A 22,765-nucleotide genomic window follows, 5' to 3' on the forward strand; every position below is an offset into this window, starting at 1 on the left:
TAAAAACCAAGCATTAATAACTATTATAAACAGGAAAATATTATGATTAATCCCGTGATCGCCGATAACAAACCCAAAGGGGTGGAGTTAAAAAAAGGCGAAGACTACTATTTTTGCACCTGCGGCAAATCTGCCAACCAGCCGTTTTGCGACGGCTCCCATAAAGGCAGCAGTTTTAAACCTAAAGCCTTCCAGGCTGACGATGATGGCATGGCGTATTTATGCGCCTGCAAGCACACCCAAAATGCTCCTTTTTGTGACGGCACCCATAAAAAGTTCACCTCGGAGCAGGTGGGTAAAGAAGGCCCGGGTGTGCAAATTCAGCCTGCCGAGGGAAGCCAAATGCCCGTGGGCGAGCCGACCCCGGAAGAGCCGACGGTGGCCTATATTCATGAGCTGGCTAAACACGGCCTGAGCAAAGTGGGCCATCACGGACCTATGACCTCTATGGGGGTACCGCGCCATCTCTTACCCCATTGGGACGATATCCAGATCATGGTGGCCCAGATGGCAACAAAACCGCTGATGGAAGATCAGGCCGTTGATACTAAGCTGGTGATAGGCCCCAATGCCAAAAAGCCGCTGACTTTGGATATTCCGCTATTTGTTTCCGATATGAGTTTCGGCGCTTTATCCGAAGAAGCCAAGGTTTCCCTGGCAAAAGGCGCCGAGCTTGCCGGTACCGGTATTTGCTCCGGAGAAGGAGGCATGTTACCGGAAGAGCAGCAAGCCAATTCCCGTTATTTTTATGAACTGGCCAGTGCCAAATTCGGTTTTAAGGAAGAATTGTTAAAAGGGGTACAGGCTTTTCACTTTAAGGGGGGCCAGGGGGCTAAAACCGGCACCGGTGGACATTTACCGGGCAAGAAAAATATCGGAAAAATTGCTAAGGTAAGGGGCATAGAAGCCGGAACCGAGGCGATTTCACCACCGACGTTCGCCGATCTGAAATCCGTTGAAGACTTTAAAGCTTTTGCCGAGCGGGTACGGGAGGTGACCGGCGGTATTCCTGTCGGCTTTAAATTAAGCGCCAACCATATCGAGCAGGATATCCAGTTCGCCCTCGACGTTGGCGCCGATTATATCATTCTCGATGGTCGCGGCGGCGGTACCGGGGCTGCGCCGGAAATCTTCAGGGATAATATCAGTGTACCCACGATACCGGCACTAGCGCGGGCGCGCCGCTACCTGGATCAGCAGGGATCAAAGGTCACCCTGATCATCACCGGCGGTTTGCGCACTCCGATGGATTTTGTCAAAGCGCTGGCGTTAGGCGCCGACGGTGTTGCGGTTTCCAACAGCGCGATGCAGGCGATAGGTTGTGTTGCTGCGCGTATGTGTAATACCAATAACTGTCCTTCGGGTATTGCCACCCAGAAAGAAGAGTTGCGTAAACGCTTGAATACCGATGAAGCGGCGAAGAAATTAAATAATTTCTTTAGCGCCTCAACCGAGTTGATGCAGGTGATGGCCCGTGCCTGCGGCCATCATAGTTTAAGCGACTTTAATCAGGACGACTTGGCCACCTGGCACCGTGAAATGGCGCATTTGTCGGGGATCAACTATTCCGGTTATTCACTATAAACCGATATTTAAAGGGATAATTTAAGCGGTAAAAATGTCCTGTGAGTTGGGGCATTTTTATCGCTGCTTGTTATTGTGATATTAGCTGCATATACTTTATATGCGTTTTATATATAAATCATGATAATTAAATAATGGAGTATATCACTTGGGTATAGTGAAAATTTCTGATGACTTGCATGAAGAGATCAGAAAATCCAGCCAGGTTATGTCGAGATCGATTAATGCCCAGGCGGAGTTTTGGATCAAAATGGGTATGCTGGCAGAGCTCAATCCGACCCTGAGCTTTAATGAGCTTATCCGCCAGCAATTGTTAAAAGAAAATGTGTCCTTAGCAGGCCTGGTCAATGAATAGGCCGCAGGTAAAAGTAAAATCCCCGTCAGAAATTGAACTGATGAGGCAGTCCGGGCGTTTGCTGGCACAGGTCTTTGCCATGCTCGATGATTTTATTACCCCGGGGATCACCACCATGGCGATCGACAGCCGGGTGGAAGACTTTATCGTCAATACCTTAAATGCCAGACCCGCCAGCAAAGGCCAGTATGGCTACCAGTACAGCCTCAATACTTCGGTCAATGAAGTCGTTTGTCACGGCGTTCCCAGTGAAAGCAGGATTTTGAAAAGTACGGATATCGTTAATGTTGATATCACTCTGGAAAAAAATGGCTTTATCGCCGATTCCAGCAAAATGTACCTGTTAGCCGATGCCAGTGTCGAGGCAAGAAAACTCAGTAATACTACTTACCAGGCGATGTGGCAGGGGATTAAGCAAGTCAGGGCCGGTGCCCGGCTCGGCGATATCGGTTATGCCATACAAAAACATGCAGAAGCGGCCGGTTATTCCGTGGTGCGGGAATATTGCGGCCATGGTATCGGCCGGGAAATGCATGAAGCGCCGCAAGTCTTGCATTATGGTCTGAAAAATACCGGAATGACTTTGCAGGCAGGCATGACTTTTACCATAGAGCCGATGATAAACCAGGGCAAAGCCAAGGTGAAAACTAAAAAAGATGGTTGGACCGTGGTCACCAAAGACAAAAAGCTCTCAGCGCAATGGGAGCATACCATTTTAGTGACAGAGACGGGATGTGAAGTACTTACGCTTCGGGATGAAGAAAAGGTCGAATAATATCGTTCAAACTGAAATAAGGCTAAGTTGCTTTTTGGGAGCTTAAGCCTGCTTAGTGTCAAATACGATAGAAAATGCAGCTAAATGTTGCTATTTACCCGGAAAGAATTGTGCTTTATCACCGCGTTATTTAATATTCCCTGTTAAGATAGAACACTAGCATTAAACGGAAAATAATATGAATCCAATCATTGAGATTTTAAAAGAACACAATATCAGCGATGAAAAAATCAGCGAGCTTTTTCAAACCTTAACGGAAAACCCTATGATGGCCATGGGCGTGGTCCAGCAGCTGGGCATCCCGCCGGAAAAATTACAGGCGATCATGGGCCTGGTCATGACCAATCCCGATGTGATCAAGGAAGCGGTTGAAGAGTTAGGGCTGGACTTTAGCAAAGTTGAGCAGGCAAAAGAAAAATTAAAGCAAGGGCAATAATCTCCTGACTCAGGTTTCTATGTTTATAATGAAAGCAAAGTTGCGGGTATAGCCGGATAAAATCATGAATGAAATAGAAATCCTGCAGGCAGATATCACCACCCTTGAGGTTGATGCCATTGTTAATGCCGCCAATGGCTCCCTGTGTGGCGGCGGTGGTGTTGACGGTGCTATTCATCGGGCTGCCGGCAAAGACTTGCTGGCACAGTGCCGCACTTTGGGTGGTTGTGATACCGGTTTTGCGAAAATCACCCCAGGGTATAATTTACCGGCAAAGTTTATTATTCATGCCGTAGGACCCGTGTGGTATGGCGGTGATAAAAACGAGGAGCAGTTACTGGCTTCCTGTTACCGTGAATCCCTGCGGATTGCCGCCGAACACCAACTTACCAGTATCGCTTTTCCTGCGATTAGCTGCGGCGCTTATCGCTTTCCTATCCCAAGGGCGTGTGAAATAGCCTATGGTGAAGTTCAAAAATTTCTGCAATCACAGAGCAGCATTAAAAAAGTGATTTTTGCCTGTTTTGACGCCAAGCTGGAAAATACCCTGTTGCTGGCAAGCCGTAAGGTCTAGGCCTTTAATGCGCGACAAGCGTTTGTCTGAGCCTAAGCCTGGAGCAGCCAAGATATAGCGCTAAGGTTTTCAGCGCAAATGCGGCTTTCTGGATAATGGACGATATTAGCTATAATTTTCTTATTGCTAATAAGATCTAAAGGTATACCTATTCGTTGTTTGTGCGCTTTTTTAGGGATGCTTTGTAGCTTTGGCCAGCCTTGTTTTGCCGATTCTTTTGAAAGCTTATATTACACCACGGAAGTATATCCCCCTTATAACTATATCGAGCAGGACAGGTTAACCGGCCTTTCTGTGGAAATGTTACGTAAGGTCTGGGACGAGCTGGGTGTTGTCCATCAGAAAATTGATGTGCTGCCCTGGGCCCGTGCTTATCATGACATTGAACATCAGGGTAACCGGGTGCTGTTTGCCATGGCGCAAAAAAAGTCCCGGCTTAATAGATTTCAATGGGCATGCCCTATAGTCCCCAGTCATAGCGGCGCTCTTATTGCCTTAAAGTCCAGCAAGATCACCATCAAAGACAGCAATGAATTAAAGCAGTATGTGATCGGTACTATCCGGGAAGGGTCAACGGAAGAAGATTTGATCGCTATCCAGGGGGGAAAAAAAACCAATGTTGTCAGGAATGTCTCGTTAGCTGCCAACCTGAGCTTACTTAATAAAGGGCGTATTCAGCTCCTTGCTCATGCAGAGCAAAGTTCGTCCATGATGATCACGCAACTGGGGTACGACAAAAACGATTACGAAGTTGTTTATGTTTTAAAAAGCCTGCCGATTTGTTTTGCTTTTAGTTTGGCCATTGACCCGGGCTTGATTGTTAAATTTCAACAGGCCTTAAATAAAGTTATTAAAACCAAAGAATACAGACAATTAAGAGCACATTTTTTCCCTGATTAATTTTTCTCATAACCGGCCGGGTCAGTTCCAGGGGAGTTGCTCGTTATCGCAGCGATATATGGCCTCCAGGGCAAGGGCGGGTGGAGATACACTTGCTCCTGGTATATGGCAACAGGCAAGATTTGGAGCCCGGTGGGCAATGGTTTGCCCGTGTGTTAATGCCGTAAATACAGGAATATGCCGCAGAGGCTTCTAAGGGTGCAAGTTTATGATAGAATTAATTATTAATGACACCTGATAATTAATAAGAATGCTGCTTTTAATAACTTTTATTGCTATTGCGTTAATTTTTTCATTTTTATGTTCCATCGCCGAAGCCGTCATTTTGAGCGTGACTTCTGCCCATATTGCTATTTTAGAGCAAGAAGGCAAAAGCTCAGGCCCGCTACTGGCGCGCCTTAAAGGGGAGATAAATAAGCCGCTGGCGGCTATTTTAACCTTAAATACCATAGCCCATACAGTGGGGGCGGCCGGGGCCGGGGCCCAGGCCACCAAGGTTTTTGGTGAAGCTTACCTGGGCATTATTTCTGCGGTGCTGACTTTTCTTATCCTGATTTTTTCAGAGATCATTCCCAAAACCCTGGGGGCCCACTACTGGAAGCAACTGGCGCCGATCACCGCCCATAGCCTGCACTGGTTGATTTACCTGTTATATCCTTTTGTCAAACTGTCGGAAAAAATCACTTCCGGCCTGGCTTCTGAGCCGACCTTAACCGGGTTTAGCCGCTCGGAGTTTGCCGTGATGGCGGAGCTCAGTGAAAAAGAAGGGCACCTGGTTCCTTATGAATCTTTGATTGTACAAAACATCCTGCTGTTGAAAAAATTGCGGGTTAAGGATGCCATGACCCCGAGAACCGTGCTTTTTTCGCTGCCCGAAAGCCTGGATGTGGCCGGTTTTTATTATAAGTGCTGCCACCAGCGCTTTTCCCGTATTCCGATTTATCAGGATGAGCGGGACAATGTGATCGGTTATGTGCTCAGAAGCGATATTCTGCTGGCCCAGCTGCGGGGCAATGACGATAAACCCATTAAAGATTATTGCCGCCATATGCCGACCTTGTTAAGTACTATGACCCTGTCACAGGCTTTTGACGAGTTTAATCGCCACAAAAGCCATATTATGCTGGCGGTGAATGAATACGGCAGTGTCGAAGGCATATTAACCCTGGAAGATTTGATGGAAACTATTTTGGGCATAGAAATTGTCGATGAAGGGGATAAAGACGAAGACATGCAAAAACTGGCCAGGCAGTTGTGGCGCAAAAGGGTGAAAAAAATGGGCTTAAAAATCCCCGAGCAGGGCGAGCAGGAATAGTTAAAATTGCCAGCCTGCGTTGAAAATCAGACTGGCCCTGGTTATCTAAGGTTAGTTAGCGGCCAGTGTGTTCTTGGTTTCTCCGGCGTGAATTTTTAAGGTATTTACGCCAGAGCGGGAAAAGTAACCAAAGGTACTGGTATTTTCATTTTGCTCTTCGCTGCGCACTATCACCAGGCGGTCATCTATAACCTGATATTGGGTTTGCCGTGAGCCCGAGGCGGTGATTTTAAAGAAAATATAGGCGCGTCCTTTGCCGTTAAATTCTACCCGGCTTTTTGTCGGGTATCCCTTACTGTCTATCCAGATATTGTATGTTGCGGCAAATTTTTTCACGTAACCGCGAATTTCTTTGTCCTTGAGAAAAAACTCCATCGGCAGGTTAAAGCGCAGCAAGCGCAATGCCTGACCGTCTTCCTCAACGGCGGTTTCGTCAACAAAACTGGCCTGGTCGATATTACGTAATAATGACGAAGAGGCCGAAAGCATGGCATGCAGATCGGTAGCATTAATGCCGTCAATGGCATTGAGGGTTTGTGTTTGCGCGTCTTCGTCTTCGGCTTTTAACCTCGCTTCTGTTTCCATCAAGGACAAGACTTCTTTGCTATAGAGTACCTGCAAGCCCTGGCTATCATCTTCAAGCCAAACTTTGACTTGGCCTTTGGTTATCTTTTTATCTTCATCTTCACCCCGGGTACGTTCGGTAACGGTTTCGAGTTCGGCGCTTAAATGACCGGTACCCTGCAGGCGGGCTAAGGCATTTTTTAAATCGGCTAAGCCATCGGCCCGGGCAAAGTTGCTTAATGTAATTAGGGTTAATAAGGTGAAATATGTGAATCGTTGCATTTTACATCCTGGTTCATTTTTATTGGTTTTAGCCACAGGCCAGTGTAAGGCTAAGGCTTTATATGATGCTCCTGGCTTTGCAATAAGAGCTTAATATTTAAAAAAGGTTCAATAGTCAAAAGCTTAATTCCCCCCTTAATATAAAATTCGCTAGCGTGGTGACCAGATTTTAATGGCTGGCCGGGCCGGCGATATTGTGTGCACACCCTGCGAAGCTAACTGAGGTGTTTGCTCATCAAAGTATAAAGTGCCGTGGTTTCTAAGGATAACAAGTCGGGGAGCGGGGTGATCATTTTATCTTATACTTAATCTGTAATAATTTGTGACCTATCCCCGATGAATAGAGAACTGGCGAATTCCCGCCCCGATATAGCAAGGGTTTTATGGCTTATTATCGGCACCAGTATGGCTATTCACATTCTAGTGTTACTGCTTGGACAAACCCTGCTAATTAACTGGCGCTGGATCGGGGTCATGGCGCATACCGGCGTTGAGATCAGCGGCGCGATTATCGCGTTTTTTGTTGCCATGTTTTTACTGCGTGACGAACGTTTTGGCCGTGGCAGCCATTACAATATTCCCATTGCCGCCGCCTTGTTAGCCATGGGGATTTTTGATACTTGTCATGCCCTTGTTGCCGTAGGGGATACTTTTGTCTGGTTACACAGTCTGGCCTCTTTTGCCGGCGGAGTGCTTTTTGTTTTTATATGCGCGCCCAAACATTGGCATTTTATTAATTCTCACCCCTGGTGGCAGCTAAGTAGCTTACTGGCTTGTCTGATTGCGTTAACTTCCGTTATTCATCCTGAACTGATCCCTGCTATGGTGCTTGACGACAAGTTTACCGGCTGGGCGATATTTCTGAACCTGTTTGGCGGATGCCTGCTGTTTATTTGTGCCATTAAGCTGGTGTTGAGTTATCTGGCGACAAAAAATGTCGATGATCTGTTGTTTTGCCTGCATTGCTTTTTATTTGGCGCAGCGGCCATTATGTTCCAGCAATCGTCCCTGTGGGATGCTCCCTGGTGGGGCTGGCATTTTCTGCGCTTTATGGCATACGTTTTTGCACTCTGGTTTGTTATTCGCAGTGAGCTCAGGGCCTTTGATGAGCTGGATAACCACAGGCATGCATTAGAGCTGGCAGTGAATGAAAGAACTCAGCAGCTGCAGCAGGCGAACGAGGGGTTGCAGATAACCCTAGAGCAAATGGCGCAAACCCGGGACCAACTGGTGAAAAAAGAAAAGCAGGCGACCTTGGCCCAGTTAACCACGCAAAAGTCTCTGGACGAGTTAACGCTGGCAAAAGATTCACTGGTACAGGCTGAAAAAATGGCGTCCTTAGGCCAGCTGGTTGTCGGGGTGGCCCATGAAGTCAATACCCCGCTCGGGGTTTGTGTCACCTCCAATTCGGCAATAAAAGACAATATTTTAGTGCTGTCAACAGCGATAGAGTCGGAAAAACTAACCAGGCAGCAATTAAGAAAAAATTTAGTTTCACTGCTTGAATATCAAGAAATTATCGAACGGAGCTTAAATAAAGCGGGCAACCTGATCCAAAGTTTTAAATCTCTGGCTGTTGAGCAAGATACAGATCCTGAAGTAGAAATTAATCTATCAGCTTATCTTCATTCTGTGATTAACGTGGTGAAAACGGTATTTAAGAGCAAAAATTACCATATTGATCTGAGTATTGACGACAGCCTGAATTTGATCACTTATCCCAGTGCCTGGAATCAAATTTTAACCAACTTATTAATGAATTCGCATATTCATGGCTTTCAAGAGCGACAACAGGGGGATATTTCCATTGTTGTCAGGGAAAGTTATGGTTATTTAACGTTAGATTATGAAGATAACGGTAAAGGAGTCGCTCAGGAGATAAAACATCATATTTTCGATCCCTTTGTTACCACTAAGCGCGGGCAGGGAAGTTCAGGGTTGGGAATGAATATTGTGTTTAATTTGGTTAGCTGTAAATTAGCCGGCACCATTAAGTGCCTGGAATGTGAGCAGGGCTGTCATTTTAAAATTGAGTTGCCCGTTTTATATCCTGAGCTATAAAGCGCGTCGTTAGTGTATAACCAGGCATTTTCCTATCAATTTTATGATTATCCTGATAATCGTGATTCTGGCGTTGATTGCAACCACTAATAATTATAAGGTGTCCGTGCACTTTTGGCTTTCATGATTAAATAGTGGTTTAGCAGTGAATGAAGTGTTCACTGGTATTAATAAAAAAATGAAAATAGCAGCAATATGGAGTTTAGCTTTGCTTTTGGTCAGCCCCATGCTGGCAGGGGCAGAGCCGGTTAGAACCCTCACCTATAGTTTTACCGATGTCAGGTATCATTATTGCACCGATGTTATTAAGTTATTGCTGCAAAAATCCGAAGATAAATTCGGTCCTACCCGGCTGGTCAGGCATCCCTATGCCGAAGTGCTTAATTCGTCCGATCCCAGGAAACTGCAATTTATGGTGGACGGTACCGTAGATGTTAACTGTGTTGGTTATAACCAGGAGCGGGCGCCGAAATTTAACTGGGTTGAACCCGGTATTACCATGGGGCTGCTGGGATATCGTATTTTGCTGATAAGAGAAGGCACCCAGCCTAAATTTACGCAGGTGAAAGCACTGGCAGATTTAAACCTGGGGCTCAGGGGAGGCTTTGTTTCTACCTGGGCAGATATGCATGTGCTAAAGCACAATAAGGTGAAAACGGTGACCGCCAATAATTACCGGTCCTTGCTTGCGATGCTAAAAGCCGGGCGCTTTGAGTATATTTCCCGGGGAATAAATGAAATATGGGCCGAGATAGCAGCGGATCAGAAGGCAGAGCAAAATGCTGTGCTGGCGGCGGAGAACTCGCTTGCGTTCTTTTATCCTGCCGATCATTTTATCGCCACGGCTAAAACAAACAGCCAACTGGCAAAGCAGCTGAAATACGGTATGGCAAAAGCCCTGGCGGATGGCTCATTAAAACAGTTGTTTTTAAAGGCCATGGAGGATGTGTTGCTAAAAGCTCAGGTGAAAAAACGCAGAGTTTTTCATCTTGATTCACCTGAGCCTATGCTGACCATTAAAACCGATTGGTGGATGAATAATAAGCCGGTTGAACAGTGATCCCAGGGCATTGGACTTAAGCGGGGGAGATATTGCCGGAGCTAGAGCAAATGTATTTTATATTGTTCAATAAACCTGGCTTTATCGGCTTGAGAGGGCGGATTGCTGTCACCGAACTCTGAAATTTCACGAATAAAACCTTCGGCGGGGCCGGATGGGGTATTGATCACCAGCAGCTTACTGTCGGATAAGGCTTTAAACCTTCTCGGAACATCCGGGCCTGCGATGACTAAGTCTCCCGGACCGGCAATGAACTCTTTTTTGTCTACGCCAAACTCGACTTCGCCGGAGATGATATAGAAAATTTCATCATCTAGTTCATGGTAGTGCCAGGGAGCGCCATGGCCTTTGGGTAATTGGCTGTCAAATATGGTTACCCGGTTATCGGTATCTTTTCCCGTGGCCAGGATGGCAGTCATTTCTCCGCCATTTACGCCATATTGCTCAGCCGAGCCTGCACGGACGTGTTTATATCTCATGGAATTACTCCTTAAACTTATCACTGCTTACTTGTCGGGCATGATACACTCGATACTATGGGGCGGTAAATTTAGCGAATTGTCTTTAGACTCAGTACAAAAAGTATCGAATGAATAAACTGGCAGATATGAAACTGTTTTGCATTGTTGTCGAAAAAGGCAGCTTTGCACAAGCGGCAAAAACAATAGAAGTGACACCGGCAATTGTTGGTCGCAGAATTTCTGCGCTGGAGCATGCCCTGGGTTTTAAGTTACTGAACCGCACCACCAGGCAAATGCACGTTACCCCGGCGGGGCAGTCTTATTATCAAGGGTGTAAAAGTATTCTTGCTGAGGTAAATGAGCTGGAAGACTCTCTTACCAGCCAGCAACTGGAACAGCCGGGCGGTTTGATCCGGCTGTCGGCTCCCGACAGTTTAGCGGATACTTTTTTGCTTGATGCCATCAAACATTTTCAGGCTGATTATCCCGATATTCGCTTTGAGCTGCAGCTGGAAAATCAGCATGTGGATTTGATTGAGCAAGACATAGATTTGACCTTTCGCCTTGCCGTTGATTTGATCGATTCTTCTTATGTGGCAAGTAAACTTTTTGACACCAGATTAGGCCTATATGCTGCGCCCGATTATTTGGCGGCCAGGGGCGTACCCAAAAACATCAAGGAGCTTGAAAACCACGATTGCCTTAATATGGGGGCAAGCCGGTTTGGCAGCCATTGGAGTATTTTGCTTGAAGGTGAATTGACACGTTTTAAACAGCCCTGGAAGCTCAGTATTTCAAGTGGCCCGGGATTACTGCTTGCCCTTACCCAAGGCATGGGGATTGGCATGGTGCCTGAGTTATTTGCACAGCCGCATGTTGAAGCGGGTGAGTTAACTTTATTAACCGGTGTTACCGACTTTCCAGCTATCGGCCTTTATTTAATTTATCCTTCGCGACAACACCTGCCGTACCGGTTAAAACTCTTTCTTGAGTTTATCAAAAACTGGTGCGCAGAGAATCGTTGATGAAAGTGATATGCATTTTTTATCAGGGGCTAAAAAGAGCTGTTCAATGATGTTTTTTTAATGGTTAATCAGCGAAAATGTGGCTGTAGGGTCTATTATTAAAGGGGAGGTGATCAAGATGAAACATGCAAAAATGGAAAAAGGCCATTACATTGCCAACGGCAATATCCAGGCATTTAATAGCAATAAAATGCTGGCTTTTGGTGATGAATTCGACGTCATCCATATACACAAAAATAACCGAGTGGATGTTTTGTTTGAACAGAAAAGCTATACCTTTGACATTAAAAATTTATCCCGGATTTCTATTCCCCTGAGCCATTAATTTTCAGGAAAAGCGGGCAGTAAAGAGAGAGGAAAATTGCCTTTCCCGGCCTGTGCTAACCGTTAAACTTTTCATGTATGTTTTACAACCTTCACTGTTAACTAATAAAGCACTAAAGCTTTTTAAATGTCTGTTTGAAGTGGTCAATCAGTGCCTTGTCTGAATTAAAGAGCTTCTATCTATTTCTTTTCATTTTGTAGTTTGTGTAGCTGTTGCATATTTCTAACTGCTTAAATCCAAGGTATAAATATAACAAATTAATAAATAAGAAAAAGTATTATGCTCCTGTGTTACCCTGTCATAACTTTAAACGTCTATCAGCATATAAAAATAAGGAGCTGCAATGGAAATATTAGCTAAATCGGATTCAGAAATATTACAAATTGCTGAGTCAATGTGGGACGATATTGTCAAAGGGGCGAATGAAAAAAATTGGGCGTTATTTTCTAAATATATGCCCGCAGAAGGTGCGACGGACGAAGCCAGAAAAGATGTAGAAAAGCAGTGGCAACAAGTGCCTGTGCTAACGTCATTAACAACGAAGAGAGAGTTCGTCGGCATACTGCGAAGACGCGATAGTGTACTTGTCCTGTGGAAACAATGGAGTACAAAAGAAGAAGGTGAATTCTTAGCAATGTTGAATCTGCAAACCATTAATTCTGAAGTTAAATCTATTGGTATGTCCGTAAATTAATAAAGACCTGCAGTCGCCACCAATCAAGGCCAGGTAGCAGGATACGTTAAAGCATTCTTCTGCCGGGGGCAGGAGATTTTAAGGTGTAATAATGGAAGTATCTCTTCGCCAAGTAACGAAAGAAAATTACGAAGCAGTATGTGAACTTGATGTCTTAAAAGAGCAAGAAGAATATGTTGCTTGCAATATGTGGTCATTGGTTGAATCAATGTTTAATGAAGGACATGAAAACCGGGCTATATATCTGGGTGAAGAAGTTGTTGGTTTTTTTATGTGGGTGCTTGAAACAACAGAAAAAATGTCCATTTGGCGCTTTATGATAGACCAAAAATTTCAGCAGAAAGGTATAGGTCGTAAGGCGCTTCACTTGGCAATAAATGAAATAAAAAGCACTGACGGCATAACAGAAATAGAAATTTGTTATAACCCCAAAAACCCGGTAGCTAAAAGTTTTTATTTCAGTTTTGGTTTTTGCGAAGTTGGCATGGATGAAGATGACGAAGATATGCTTGCCGTTATCAAGTTATAAAACCCTATAAGCGAGTAGGCTACCATGCAGAAAAGCTAGTTGCTTTGCGGCCAGTTTTCTCGCGTGGTAAACATTGGTTTGCATATTGGAGAAGCCTCATGGAGGAATCAAACATTTTAACTTCACTACTTGAAAAAGCAGGCAACTACCATCCGTTATATGGAGGTGGCTTAGCTACCCACTTACCTATGGTATTGGTGGCATTAAATCGTTTAAATGCACCTGACAGCAAATTAATCCGTACATTTGATGAAGGTATTAATGGGCTTGAAAGTCTGGGCAGTTTAGAAAAAGTCATTGCGGTTGATAGCATCGGACAAGCACTAGGCAATACTAAAAGTTTTGAAAGTTACTTAACATACTTCAAAAGTGAATTAGAAACTTATGGTGTTGAAGTTGTACTTAAAAAAGCACTGCCGGTATTAATCCCCGGAATTGCAGCTTCAGCTTTTCATGCCTTAATTAGATTGGCATATGCAATTGAAGTAAATAACCAAAGCGAAATTGCTATCGCGCTTGCATATTGGAGTGCCGAATATCAATCGTTTGAACTGAGTGGCGAAGCTAAGGATGAGAGTTTAGAAGGTATTCTGACAAGGCTATCTCCGTTGGGAGAGGATTATGAGTTTTCACCGGGAATTATAGTCAATAGAATGTCTGAAATTGGCATATTGTTAAAACGTAATGAATGTACTATTCAGCCAAGGTCTATTGATTTATCAAGCCTGCGAAGTTTTGCCTTAAAATCATTCTATTTACGTGATGACTTTACTTTATTGCATACTGTAACTGGTTGTCATGCATTCTCTATTGTTATGCCTTATCTTGAGAATAAGGAAGCTGCGTTAAGAGAGCTTTGGAAAGCTATTTTAGTGGCTTACTTAAGCACCGGGCTTTCTTATGAGGATAAGGCAATCGAAATACCTGCAGGCAGTCGCGACTTCTCACCAATTATTGAGCGTGCATTGGTATCTGATGATTCACATGTTATCAAACTCGTTTATACATGCTTTTGTGAGTACCAAAAGTGGAATAATCCTTTGTACTATTTAGTTGCGCAAAGGGCTGTGCGGGGGTAATCAATGCTTTTAATTCAAAGCCGGGGCCAGAATATCTTTAACCGGTTTTATCTGTTGTTTACGCAATTTTTTTGGATGTTTATTGGCGGAGCCCTGGTGGCGTTAATCAACCAGGAATCGATGAGCCATATCAGCTATTTTTTATATCCGACAATTATTATTTTGGCGCTATATACGCTTTGGCTGATCATTTTCAATTCCGGCGAAAGTAAAATTATTGAATACGGTTTAGAGCTTGATGAGCAGGAGATCAGCTATATCAAATATGGCTCAAAACAGAAAATTGCCTGGTCTGATTTTACCGGTTTTGAAATTAAACATGGGTTCCCGAGAATGGTCTTGCTAAAAAGCGCTGACAAGCAAAATATTATCTTCAGTTATTATACTTTTTCATCTTCTCAGCGCAGAGCGTTATTTGATTATTTGTCAGCCAAGTAGTGCCAAGGCTTGATGTAAATCGGCGCACAGCTCGTCTTTATCTTCCAGGCCAATATGTAGTCGGACCATGCGCCCCTCATCGGCAAGGGTTTGCTTTGACCGCAAGTGATGGGCAATGGCGGGCATTACTAAGCTTTCAAAGCCTCCCCAGCTGGTGCCCAGGGCGAATAAGCTCAGAGAGTCGAAAAACTTTTCATAAGCGCTTTCACTGCATGGCTGCAACTCGACAGAAAAAGGGCCGGCGGCCCCTGAAAACTGTTGTTGCCACAAGTGATGTCCGGGATCGGATGCTAAGGCGGGAAACAGCACCTTTTTGATTTGCGGTTGTGCCTGTAAATACAAAGCAACATGCAGGGCATTTTCCTGATGACGCTCCATCCTGACGCTTAAGGTACGCAGCCCCCTTAATGTCATCCAGCAGGCATCGGGGGCGGCATGAGAGCCGAAGTGCTCGCACCAGTCTCGGGTTTTGGCGAGATCTTCATAGCTACCTGTGATCAAACCCAGCAGGGTATCCGAGTGGCCGTTAATGTATTTTGTTGCCGCGTGAATCGAGATATTGATGCCTAAATCATGAGCGTCAAAAAAGTATGGTGTACCCCAGGTTGAATCACAGGCTACCGGAATCTTATGCTTTTGCGCGATTGTCGTCACCGCCCTGATATCCAGCATTTTCATGCTCAGCGAAGTGGGCACTTCCAGGAAAATCAGGCTGGTCTGCGGTTTGATTAAATGCGGTAATTCATCTGCGCTGTCAAAATATTCAACCTCGGCCTTGATACGCCTTAATTCATTTTCAGCCACAGCCCTGGTCGGGCCGTAGACCTCTTTTTGAATAAGCAGGTGGCTGCCGGGTTCTGCGTAGGCGCTAAGTACCGCGGCACATGCGCTCAGGCCACATGAGGTAGCAATACAGCTTTCGGTGTTGCAGATTGATGCCATGGCCGTTTGTAATTCAAATGCCGTACTGGTGCCCGAGCGTCCATAACGCGGGGTTTCAAAGCTTACCCCCTGGTAAGATGATTTAAACGCTGCCAGTGTCGGAAAAACCGTGGTTGAGGCGCGCACCAAAGGCGGGTTGACCGCAAGCGATTGTCTGGCGCTGCTGCGCCCGAGGTGGACAAGTTTGCTGTTAATATGGGTCATCTTTCTTCCCTGCTGTATTGTGAACTTGGTCATAGCGTATCTTTGACCGGAACTCGATGTCATGCCATACTTCGTCGAAATCTCGCCAAATTGAATAAGTTTCATATTTCCAGATGTCAGTAAAAACTTCCCGCAGTACCAATCACCTCGACTTTCAAGAGCTGCCGCAAACGTTCGCGGTCATGGTGAAAGAGTTCCCGGACGGTTTTTATATTGAAGAGCATCAACATCAGCGCCATCAACTACTGTATGCAAGTTGCGGCATTATGCGTCTGTATACGGAAAACGAGATCTGGACAGTGCCAAACGACAGGGCAATCTTTATTCCTGCTGAAACACCGCATGCGGTCAAAATGTACGGCAAGGTCACGATGCGCACTGTATATATTGATCCCGCAGTGAGCGAAAACGAGCTAAAAAGCTTGCGGGTGATAGCGGTTACCGCGCTTATGCGTGAACTCATTAAGGCGCTGGGACAAGAAGCGATTGATTACCAGGCCGGCAGTAGGGGAGAGAAAATTGCCCAGCTGATAGCATCTGAACTTGCATTGGCAGAAAATAAGGCACTCAATATTCCATTACCTGTAGATCCCAGGCTGCAAACCTTATGCAGTTATTTGCTCGCCCAGCCATCGGAGCGTAAAACCCTGGATGACTGGGCTGTGCTTTGCGGAGCTTCGCCCCGGACCTTAAGTCGTCTGTTTGAGCAAGAATTAGGCATGAGTTTCAGGCGCTGGCGGCAAATTATCAGGTTTCACCATGCCATTGAATCCCTGGCACAAGGAAAATCGATAAAGCGGGTTGCCACCGAGTGTGGCTATTTAAGTCCAAGTGCTTTTTCCGCAGCTTTTCAGTCTTTTATCGGTTATTCGCCTTCTATGGTGGCGGGTAAGGATCTTTTGTCAGCCTCGAAATCATAAATTCAATACTCGTTTGAAAGCAAAAGGCTATCTGACAGAGTAATGCTTTAGGCTGACTTAGCCATGCTGGTATAGGTTAGTTGTGGCATTAACCGGCTTTGTTTGTATTTGATACCGGGCGGGTTACTGACATAGCTGAAACTATTATTGCCGTTAACTCGCCCGGCTTTTGCTCCGTTTAAGCCTTACTCAATCTTACGTAGTTAATATTACTTCTTGCGGTTAATCACTCTCCAGCACTCCTGTGTTTCTTCTATTTTCTCCCGGTAGCCGATAACCTGATATTTGAGCCAAAAACACAGGTGCCTGATACCTTCACTGGTGTGTTTCGTGATGCATTCTGGCTCGCGGGTAATCGCTGCGAATGCATCGAACAGGAAGGCGCATTCTTCACTGAATTTGCTAAAGTCTTCACGCAGGTTGGCAAAATCATCCGACAGCTGCTCCCTTTTGACTGCATCCTCTGTCAGGGGTAACTTTGATTCAGACATGGCAGCTTCCTCCCTTGCGACTTAACAGTGTATAGTTGCTGGCATAAGCTGATGGTGGCTGCCTGGTGATGGGGGTTGGTATATTTTCTGTTAAACTTTCTGTTAGGTAAGCTTTAACCGATTGAAACTCTGGCATATCATTAGATTTAGCCATGATAGATACCTCTATTTATCTGTTGTGGTTAGCTGTCTCTGAGTGTTACCGGCACTTAGGGGCAGCGCTTGGTTTATCTGCAGGTTCTCTTCTTTAAGCACCTCCGCTGACGGGGAATTCACCTGTTAGTGATAGTACAAGATACCGGAAAAATCTCCCTTGGTTGGCATTTAATATTTATGCTAATTGCCCGCACTGTATTGTTAGCAGTACGAAAACGTCAACTATATGAAATATATGGATAAAAAAGTGATTGATGACTTGTTGCAGGGCAGTAACAGTCAACGCAAACATAGCCCGTTAACCACAGTATCATCCGGATAAAAAGTAAATAAAATACTGTAAAGTCATGAGACTATCCTAATATATGGGTAACGTGATGCTCACCGTAGAACAGGTAAGACATACAGGTTCTGCTTTTATCTTTTATCGGCATTGCAAATAACTTAACCAGGGAATGGTTATTATGATCCCCAAAATTGACATCAAAGACAGGGCAAGGGACAGGATTGCAGATGAAATCTCCCGGCATTGCCGTCAGGTTGGTTTTTTTGTGGTAACAGGTCATGGTTTAGAGAAAAGCCTTATTAACGAGTTGTTTGCTGTCAGTCGTGACTTTTTTGGCAGCGAACAAAAAGAGAAAGATGCTGTTTCCCTGTCAGAGTTTCACCGGGGGTATGCCAGGGTAGGGGCCGAGAAAATAGATCCTTACGGCCCTGAAGATTTCCGCGAGACCTATCTGATGGGCTGGGAAAGCCCGGATAAAGAACCACTACCGCAACGCATCCCCTTTTTAGGCCCCAACAACTGGCCCGCAGGTAATAAGTACTTTCAACAGGTGCTGCTCAGTTATTACCACAGTGTGATGCAAGTGGCGCAATTTCTGCTGGAGTGTTTTGCGCTCTCCATCGGCCAGGCGGCCGGCTTTTTTAAAAATAATTTCAAGGCGCCCTTGAGCAATTTGGTGCTGGCCCATTATCCGGTACTTGAAAATGCACCCCGGCAGGCAATGCTAGGTTGTGGCGAGCACACAGATTATGGCTTGATCACTTTACTGCTGCATGACGGTAATCCCGGGCTGCAGGTCAAAACCCGCCAGGGGGAATGGCTGTCGGCTGACGCCAGTGCAGATGACTTGATCGTGAATGTCGGCGACATGATGGAGTTCATCAGCGGGGGAAAATACATTTCTAATCCTCACCGCGTTGAAGTCATGCGGCATACGCCCCGTACCAGTATTCCTTTTTTTGTCCAACCCGATTATGAGGCGTTGATCAAGCCTGTGCTGGTACCGCTTGATGAAGCCGGGAATACTGCCAGATGGAAGCCGAGATTAGCCGGCGCTTATTTGGAAGAGCGTATTGCCCAATCTTTTATCAGTGATGAACAAAAATTAATTTTAGCGTTGAAATCAGCCGCTGGACCGGAAAAAAATATCATGAAAAATATTGCTGAGTTATTAAAGTTTCTGAGCCAGTCTCAATAGTCGGAAATTCTTTACTGGCCGTACTGCAGCAGCTAGTACTGTAAGGAGGTGCCCACTCGCTGTTTAGACAAAGGTGCGGTATAAAATGCTGGTGTGCTCTTATCCCATCATTGCCGGGTAAACTTGACTCCTTTGAGTAAGCAAATAGCCCTGGTTTGTCCCAGTACTTCTGCAAGACTTCATTGATAAGCTCATCTGTCAGTTCTCGCAAAGGTAAGAAAAGTTAAGATTAAAGTTGATCATTTAATGTTCATCATATAATCTCGATTTGCTTAAATGTAAGCGCTTTCATTGTTGTTTTTCTGCCGAGCACTGACATCAGAAAATCACGCAGTAAAGATGAAAGTTAAATAAAAACAGGCGTATAACCTAATAAAAACATAAAACAATGATGACTTTGATATTGGAGCAATGATGATAAGAATAATGAAATATCTGGTGCCGCTAAGCGCTGTTTTGCTGTTGGGGCAAGCCCAGGCGGCGATGATAACCAATGGCAATTTTGCCGACTCCTGCAGCCTTGACGGCTGGCACCAGGACACGGATGGTGTCGGTGATCTTGGGGGAGGGGATTTCACCGTTACCGGTGTTAACCCCGGCTGTGCGGCATCCATCCATGTTGATTACCAGGACACCAATGTGTTTTTTGCCAATACCCTGTTTCAGGAGTTGGATTTAACCGGTGCTGCAAACAGCCGTTTTTTATTAACCCTGGACTTTAGCGTCGACAGCGAACTTAACAGTTCAGATTCAGGTTTTATCGCCGATTATTTTGCCGTCGGTTTAAACGATGGCAGCGGCGCTTATGCCGATGAAACCGGCGCTCCCGGTTATTTGCTGGCGCCCGTAGATATTGACGGCTTATCGGTTTTTAACCTCAGCTTTGAACTAAGCAGTGATTTTGCCAACCAAAGCGGCTGGTTTTTGGACTTTCAGCTGGGCATAGGGGCAAACAACAGTGGCGCCAGTGATTTAGCAGGTTCGAGTTTAGCGATTAACAGGGTATCCCTTACGGAAATTGCCGCCGAGGTGCCCGAGCCAGAGACGCTGCTACTGCTTGTGTTAGCTATGGCCGGACTATCAACGTTCAGGCGAGTGACACACTAAAACTCAATCCGTAAAACATTCAATAAAAATAAATAACGATAAAAGGATGATCATGAAAATTTCAAAAACGGCGCAGGGCATTGCTTGCTCTATCGCCTTATTAACCACAACCAGCACTTTTGCCGCCTGGGCGGACTTTTCTTCAAACGATATTGCTATCGTTCAGTCCCAACCGGTTTTTGACCGCATTAACCGGGGATACGCAGTTCAGCTTGATATCACCAATCATTCGTCAGCCGTGATCAAGGGACCGTTGAGGGTACTGATTGAAAATGCCAGCATAGCGCTAACCAGTCAAAGCGGCGAAACCGAGTCGGGTATTCCATATGTTGAGCTGGAAAATACCCAACTGGCCGTCAATGAAACCACAACCCTGGTGGTTAACTTTGCCCTTGAAAGAAAAGCATTGAGTTTTGATGCCTCCCTGCAAAGTGATAATAGTGCCTCTGGTAACTGGACTTTGGTATGGAGTGATGAATTTGACGGCAACAGTTTAGATCTCAGCAAATGGCAGCACGAGGTTAATTGCTGGGGCGGCGGCAATAATGAGCAGCAATGTTATACCGACCGGGCGGAGAACACAGTTGTCAGTGACGGCATACTCAATATCATCGCCCGCCGTGAAGATTTTACCGGCCCGGATAATGTCGACGGTAATTTGGGTAGTGTGACTACTTTGCCCTATACCTCCGCCAGATTACGCACCATGAATCAGGGGGACTGGAAATATGGCCGTTTTGAAATCAAAGCGAAATTGCCGTACGGCCAGGGCAGCTGGAGCGGGATCTGGATGTTGCCTACCGACTGGGTTTTCGGCGGCTGGGCGGCTTCCGGTGAAATCGATATTGTCGAAGCGGTGAACCTGAAAACCCAGTCGGATGAAAACGGCGCCGCTGAAGGAGAGCTGGAAGGGCGGGTACACGGCACCTTGCATTACGGTAAAGCCTGGCCGGAAAATGTTTATTCGGGAGCCGAATATAAATTGCCCGGCGGCGCAAATCCTGCCGACGATTACCATGTTTATGCCATTGAATGGCAGGAAGGGGAGATCCGCTGGTATGTAGACGACGTGCATTACGCCACCCAAAGGGAAAGCGGCTGGTACAGCCAATATGTCGATAACGACGGTGATTTGGTTAATGCTCCCGGCAGTGCCCCCTACGATCAGCGCTTTCATATGCTGTTAAACCTTGCTGTCGGCGGTGCCTGGGCGGGCAATGTCAACGATACCGGTATCGATGAATCTGCGTTCCCGCAAACCCTGGCGATAGATTATGTGCGGGTGTATGAATGCTCTGTCAGTCCGGAAACCGGGGCGGGTTGTGCTACGGTTTCTGAGGATGCCGAGCTGGTGGAAGGGCACCAGCCGCCAGCGCTCCCGGATCCGGTTGATAACTTTGGCCAGGGGGCGGTATTCGACCTGTACATAGACAACTTATACAAAGGTCTGGCCTTTAACAGCTACAACCCGGACGGCGCCATCAGTTACCAGGAGGTTGCCGTCGAAGATCGGGGAACGGTACTGGAGATAAATAAAACCGGCGCAACCGGTAACCTTTATTTTGCCTATGCCCCCCGGGTCAACCTTGCCCTGTGGCAGGAATACGGCGAGCTGGTCTTTGATTTGAACGTGAGCAGCCAAGCGGATAACAGCGAATTACTGGTGAAGCTGGACAGCGGCTGGCCTGCGGTCAGTGACTATACGGTTGCTGTCGGGGCATTAAATGAATGGCAGCAAGTGCGTATTCCTGTTGCCGAATTACTGGCAGGGGGCAACCGCTTCTCGCCGGGCAATTTTGCCGATATCACAGATATCATCAATCCTTTCGTTATAGAGCCGACCGGGGCCATGAAGTTGCAGCTGGATAACGTGCGCTTTGAATATAACCTGGCACAGGTTGACAGTGCGGTGATTTTTGATGGTAATTTGCATGCGCCTTTTGATTATCTGCAATATGTCGGCAGCGGCTCGGTAGATATGGAGCTACTTGACAGCGGTGATGCCGGGCAGGGGGATGTTGCCCAGATGAGCTTTAATACCGATGAAGCAGTGGTGTTTTTCCAGGGCAAGCAAGATAAAAGCGGTACGTCTTTGCAGCTTGATGTCAGTGAATTTTCCACCCTGGAATTTGATTTGAAAGTGCTTGCCGATCCCAGGGAAACAAGTGACTTTATGATCAAAATGGATTGTGGCAACCCCTGCAGCTCGGGAGATTATCCGATAGCTGCGCCGGAAATCGGTGTCTGGACTTCCTACCAGGTCGCCATCGCCGACCTGGTCAATCATACCGGTTCATCCCTTGATGTGACCAAAGTGGATACGCCGCTGGTGATCTTTCCTGCCTGGGGCAACCAGCAAGGGGTGGTAATGCAAGTGGATAATGTCCGGTTGAATAAAGATGCTGATGTCGAATTGCCGCCTGTGCCGCCGTCACCTGTTGTCGTCACCGGCGAGCTGGCCTTGTACCAAGAGCAGGTAGAGCAAAATTGGACACTTTGGGATTGCTGCGCCAATGCTGCTATCAGCGAGGTGGTCGATAATGAGCAGGGAAAGGTGATCAATGTCGACTTTTTCGGGCCGTCGGGTACGGTTTCCGGATTAATTGCCGACGTTGAACATGACTTAACCGCAATAAGCCAAGGTACGCTTGAGTTTGACTTTAAGCTGGTTAATGCCGCCCTTGATGCCAGCGCACTGATACTGCTAAAAGTTGAAGGAAAAAATGGCTCAGCAGCTCAGCTTGAACTGGCGGCAAGTGTTGAAGGGCAAGCGCCTGAATTAGGCCGCTGGCAACATTTTACCTTTAAATTATCCGATCTGGCGGCACTAGGCTTAGACTTGAGCGAGATGGATAAGGTACTGATATTCCCCGAATGGGGCAAAGCCCAGGGGGCGGTTTATCAGCTGGATAATGTTAAGCTTGTGCCGTAATGACTCCGCTTTTTAAGGGGGAGCTTTTTACTTAAGAAAAAGCCGGAACAAGAACAGCGAACTGTTTATTGC

The 22,765-nt window shown here is 46.0% G+C and carries 24 protein-coding genes; 19 read left to right on the forward strand and 5 right to left on the reverse strand.

Annotated elements, in window-relative coordinates; genetic code table 11:
- Positions 1-42 precede the first annotated feature (42 nt).
- The 7 genes from QL234_RS29710 to QL234_RS29740 all read left to right on the forward strand — a co-directional run bounded on the left by QL234_RS29710 (position 43) and on the right by QL234_RS29740 (position 5,939).
- Positions 43-1,584, forward strand: a complete 1,542-nt coding sequence (locus QL234_RS29710; protein ID WP_281561349.1) for a glutamate synthase-related protein — start codon at positions 43-45, stop codon at positions 1,582-1,584.
- Positions 1,585-1,732: 148 nt separating this feature from the next.
- A complete protein-coding gene (locus QL234_RS29715; protein ID WP_044833954.1) occupies positions 1,733-1,939 on the forward strand; it encodes a ParD-like family protein in 207 nt (68 codons plus the stop codon).
- Positions 1,932-2,714 (forward strand): type I methionyl aminopeptidase, encoded by a 783-nt coding sequence (gene map / locus QL234_RS29720; protein WP_281561350.1) that lies wholly within the window; start codon positions 1,932-1,934, stop codon positions 2,712-2,714. The genes QL234_RS29715 and map overlap by 8 nt, the downstream gene beginning before the upstream one ends.
- A 178-nt stretch (positions 2,715-2,892) precedes the next feature.
- On the forward strand, positions 2,893-3,150 hold the full coding sequence (locus tag QL234_RS29725; RefSeq protein WP_281561351.1) for a DUF2999 family protein: 258 nt from the start codon (positions 2,893-2,895) through the stop codon (positions 3,148-3,150).
- A gap of 64 nt (positions 3,151-3,214) precedes the next feature.
- Positions 3,215-3,724, forward strand: a complete 510-nt coding sequence (locus QL234_RS29730) for an O-acetyl-ADP-ribose deacetylase (RefSeq protein WP_281561352.1) — start codon at positions 3,215-3,217, stop codon at positions 3,722-3,724.
- Positions 3,725-3,883: 159 nt separating this feature from the next.
- The gene (locus QL234_RS29735; RefSeq protein ID WP_281561353.1) at positions 3,884-4,624 is read left to right on the forward strand and encodes a transporter substrate-binding domain-containing protein; all 741 of its coding nucleotides are present in this window, start codon (positions 3,884-3,886) and stop codon (positions 4,622-4,624) included.
- A 250-nt stretch (positions 4,625-4,874) separates the two neighbouring features.
- Positions 4,875-5,939, forward strand: a complete 1,065-nt coding sequence (locus tag QL234_RS29740; protein ID WP_281561354.1) for a hemolysin family protein — start codon at positions 4,875-4,877, stop codon at positions 5,937-5,939.
- A gap of 51 nt (positions 5,940-5,990) precedes the next feature.
- Here the strand turns inward: QL234_RS29740 and QL234_RS29745 are convergent, their stop codons facing one another.
- Positions 5,991-6,785, reverse strand: a complete 795-nt coding sequence (locus tag QL234_RS29745; RefSeq protein ID WP_281561355.1) for a hypothetical protein — start codon at positions 6,783-6,785, stop codon at positions 5,991-5,993.
- 405 nt (positions 6,786-7,190) lie between these two features.
- Between QL234_RS29745 and QL234_RS29750 the strand changes: the two genes are divergently transcribed.
- Together QL234_RS29750 and QL234_RS29755 are read left to right on the forward strand one after the other, a co-directional pair.
- Positions 7,191-8,846 (forward strand): ATP-binding protein, encoded by a 1,656-nt coding sequence (locus QL234_RS29750; protein ID WP_281561356.1) that lies wholly within the window; start codon positions 7,191-7,193, stop codon positions 8,844-8,846.
- Positions 8,847-9,024: 178 nt separating this feature from the next.
- Positions 9,025-9,906 (forward strand): transporter substrate-binding domain-containing protein, encoded by an 882-nt coding sequence (locus tag QL234_RS29755; RefSeq protein WP_281561357.1) that lies wholly within the window; start codon positions 9,025-9,027, stop codon positions 9,904-9,906.
- Positions 9,907-9,947: 41 nt separating this feature from the next.
- Here QL234_RS29755 and QL234_RS29760 read toward each other — a convergent pair whose 3' ends face one another.
- On the reverse strand, positions 9,948-10,385 hold the full coding sequence (locus tag QL234_RS29760) for a cupin domain-containing protein (protein WP_281561358.1): 438 nt from the start codon (positions 10,383-10,385) through the stop codon (positions 9,948-9,950).
- Positions 10,386-10,495: 110 nt separating this feature from the next.
- On the opposite strand from QL234_RS29760, the gene QL234_RS29765 reads away from it, so the two are divergent.
- From QL234_RS29765 to QL234_RS29790, 6 genes are all read left to right on the forward strand, one after another.
- Positions 10,496-11,392: a LysR family transcriptional regulator gene (locus tag QL234_RS29765; RefSeq protein WP_281561359.1), complete on the forward strand. Its 897-nt coding sequence runs from the start codon at positions 10,496-10,498 to the stop codon at positions 11,390-11,392.
- A gap of 118 nt (positions 11,393-11,510) precedes the next feature.
- Positions 11,511-11,717, forward strand: a complete 207-nt coding sequence (locus QL234_RS29770; protein ID WP_044833943.1) for a hypothetical protein — start codon at positions 11,511-11,513, stop codon at positions 11,715-11,717.
- A 343-nt stretch (positions 11,718-12,060) separates the two neighbouring features.
- Complete coding sequence (locus tag QL234_RS29775) at positions 12,061-12,411, forward strand: hypothetical protein (protein ID WP_281561360.1); 351 nt, start codon at positions 12,061-12,063, stop codon at positions 12,409-12,411.
- Positions 12,412-12,502: 91 nt separating this feature from the next.
- A complete protein-coding gene (locus QL234_RS29780; RefSeq protein WP_281561361.1) occupies positions 12,503-12,940 on the forward strand; it encodes a GNAT family N-acetyltransferase in 438 nt (145 codons plus the stop codon).
- A gap of 98 nt (positions 12,941-13,038) precedes the next feature.
- Positions 13,039-14,019, forward strand: a complete 981-nt coding sequence (locus tag QL234_RS29785; RefSeq protein ID WP_281561362.1) for a questin oxidase family protein — start codon at positions 13,039-13,041, stop codon at positions 14,017-14,019.
- A gap of 3 nt (positions 14,020-14,022) precedes the next feature.
- The gene (locus QL234_RS29790) at positions 14,023-14,457 is read left to right on the forward strand and encodes a hypothetical protein (protein ID WP_281561363.1); all 435 of its coding nucleotides are present in this window, start codon (positions 14,023-14,025) and stop codon (positions 14,455-14,457) included.
- On the opposite strand, the gene QL234_RS29795 is transcribed toward QL234_RS29790, so the two are convergent.
- Positions 14,446-15,636 (reverse strand): PLP-dependent aspartate aminotransferase family protein, encoded by a 1,191-nt coding sequence (locus QL234_RS29795; RefSeq protein ID WP_281561364.1) that lies wholly within the window; start codon positions 15,634-15,636, stop codon positions 14,446-14,448. The genes QL234_RS29790 and QL234_RS29795 overlap by 12 nt on opposite strands.
- Before the next feature lie 80 nt (positions 15,637-15,716).
- On the opposite strand from QL234_RS29795, the gene QL234_RS29800 reads away from it, so the two are divergent.
- Positions 15,717-16,523 carry a helix-turn-helix transcriptional regulator gene (locus tag QL234_RS29800; protein ID WP_281561365.1) on the forward strand — a complete coding sequence of 269 codons (807 nt, stop codon included), beginning with the start codon at positions 15,717-15,719 and terminating at the stop codon, positions 16,521-16,523.
- A gap of 209 nt (positions 16,524-16,732) precedes the next feature.
- Here the strand turns inward: QL234_RS29800 and QL234_RS29805 are convergent, their stop codons facing one another.
- Both QL234_RS29805 and QL234_RS29810 read right to left on the reverse strand, forming a co-directional pair.
- Positions 16,733-17,014, reverse strand: coding sequence for a hypothetical protein (locus QL234_RS29805; protein ID WP_281561366.1), 282 nt, complete (start codon positions 17,012-17,014; stop codon positions 16,733-16,735).
- A complete protein-coding gene (locus QL234_RS29810; protein ID WP_281561367.1) occupies positions 17,007-17,168 on the reverse strand; it encodes a hypothetical protein in 162 nt (53 codons plus the stop codon). The genes QL234_RS29805 and QL234_RS29810 overlap by 8 nt, the downstream gene beginning before the upstream one ends.
- A 466-nt stretch (positions 17,169-17,634) precedes the next feature.
- Here QL234_RS29810 and QL234_RS29815 point away from each other — a divergent pair, with 466 nt between their 5' ends.
- The 3 genes from QL234_RS29815 (at position 17,635) to QL234_RS29825 (ending at position 22,693) form a co-directional block, all read left to right on the forward strand.
- Entirely contained in the window at positions 17,635-18,654 is a 1,020-nt protein-coding gene (locus QL234_RS29815) for a 2-oxoglutarate and iron-dependent oxygenase domain-containing protein (protein ID WP_281561368.1), read from the forward strand.
- 411 nt (positions 18,655-19,065) lie between these two features.
- Complete coding sequence (locus QL234_RS29820; protein WP_281561369.1) at positions 19,066-19,761, forward strand: PEP-CTERM sorting domain-containing protein; 696 nt, start codon at positions 19,066-19,068, stop codon at positions 19,759-19,761.
- Between the two features lie 52 nt (positions 19,762-19,813).
- Positions 19,814-22,693 (forward strand): glycoside hydrolase family 16 protein, encoded by a 2,880-nt coding sequence (locus QL234_RS29825; protein ID WP_281561370.1) that lies wholly within the window; start codon positions 19,814-19,816, stop codon positions 22,691-22,693.
- Positions 22,694-22,765: the final 72 nt, after the last annotated feature.

The sequence above is a fragment of the Thalassomonas sp. RHCl1 genome (genome assembly GCF_947387555.1).
Classification (GTDB): Bacteria; Pseudomonadota; Gammaproteobacteria; order Enterobacterales; family Alteromonadaceae; genus Thalassomonas.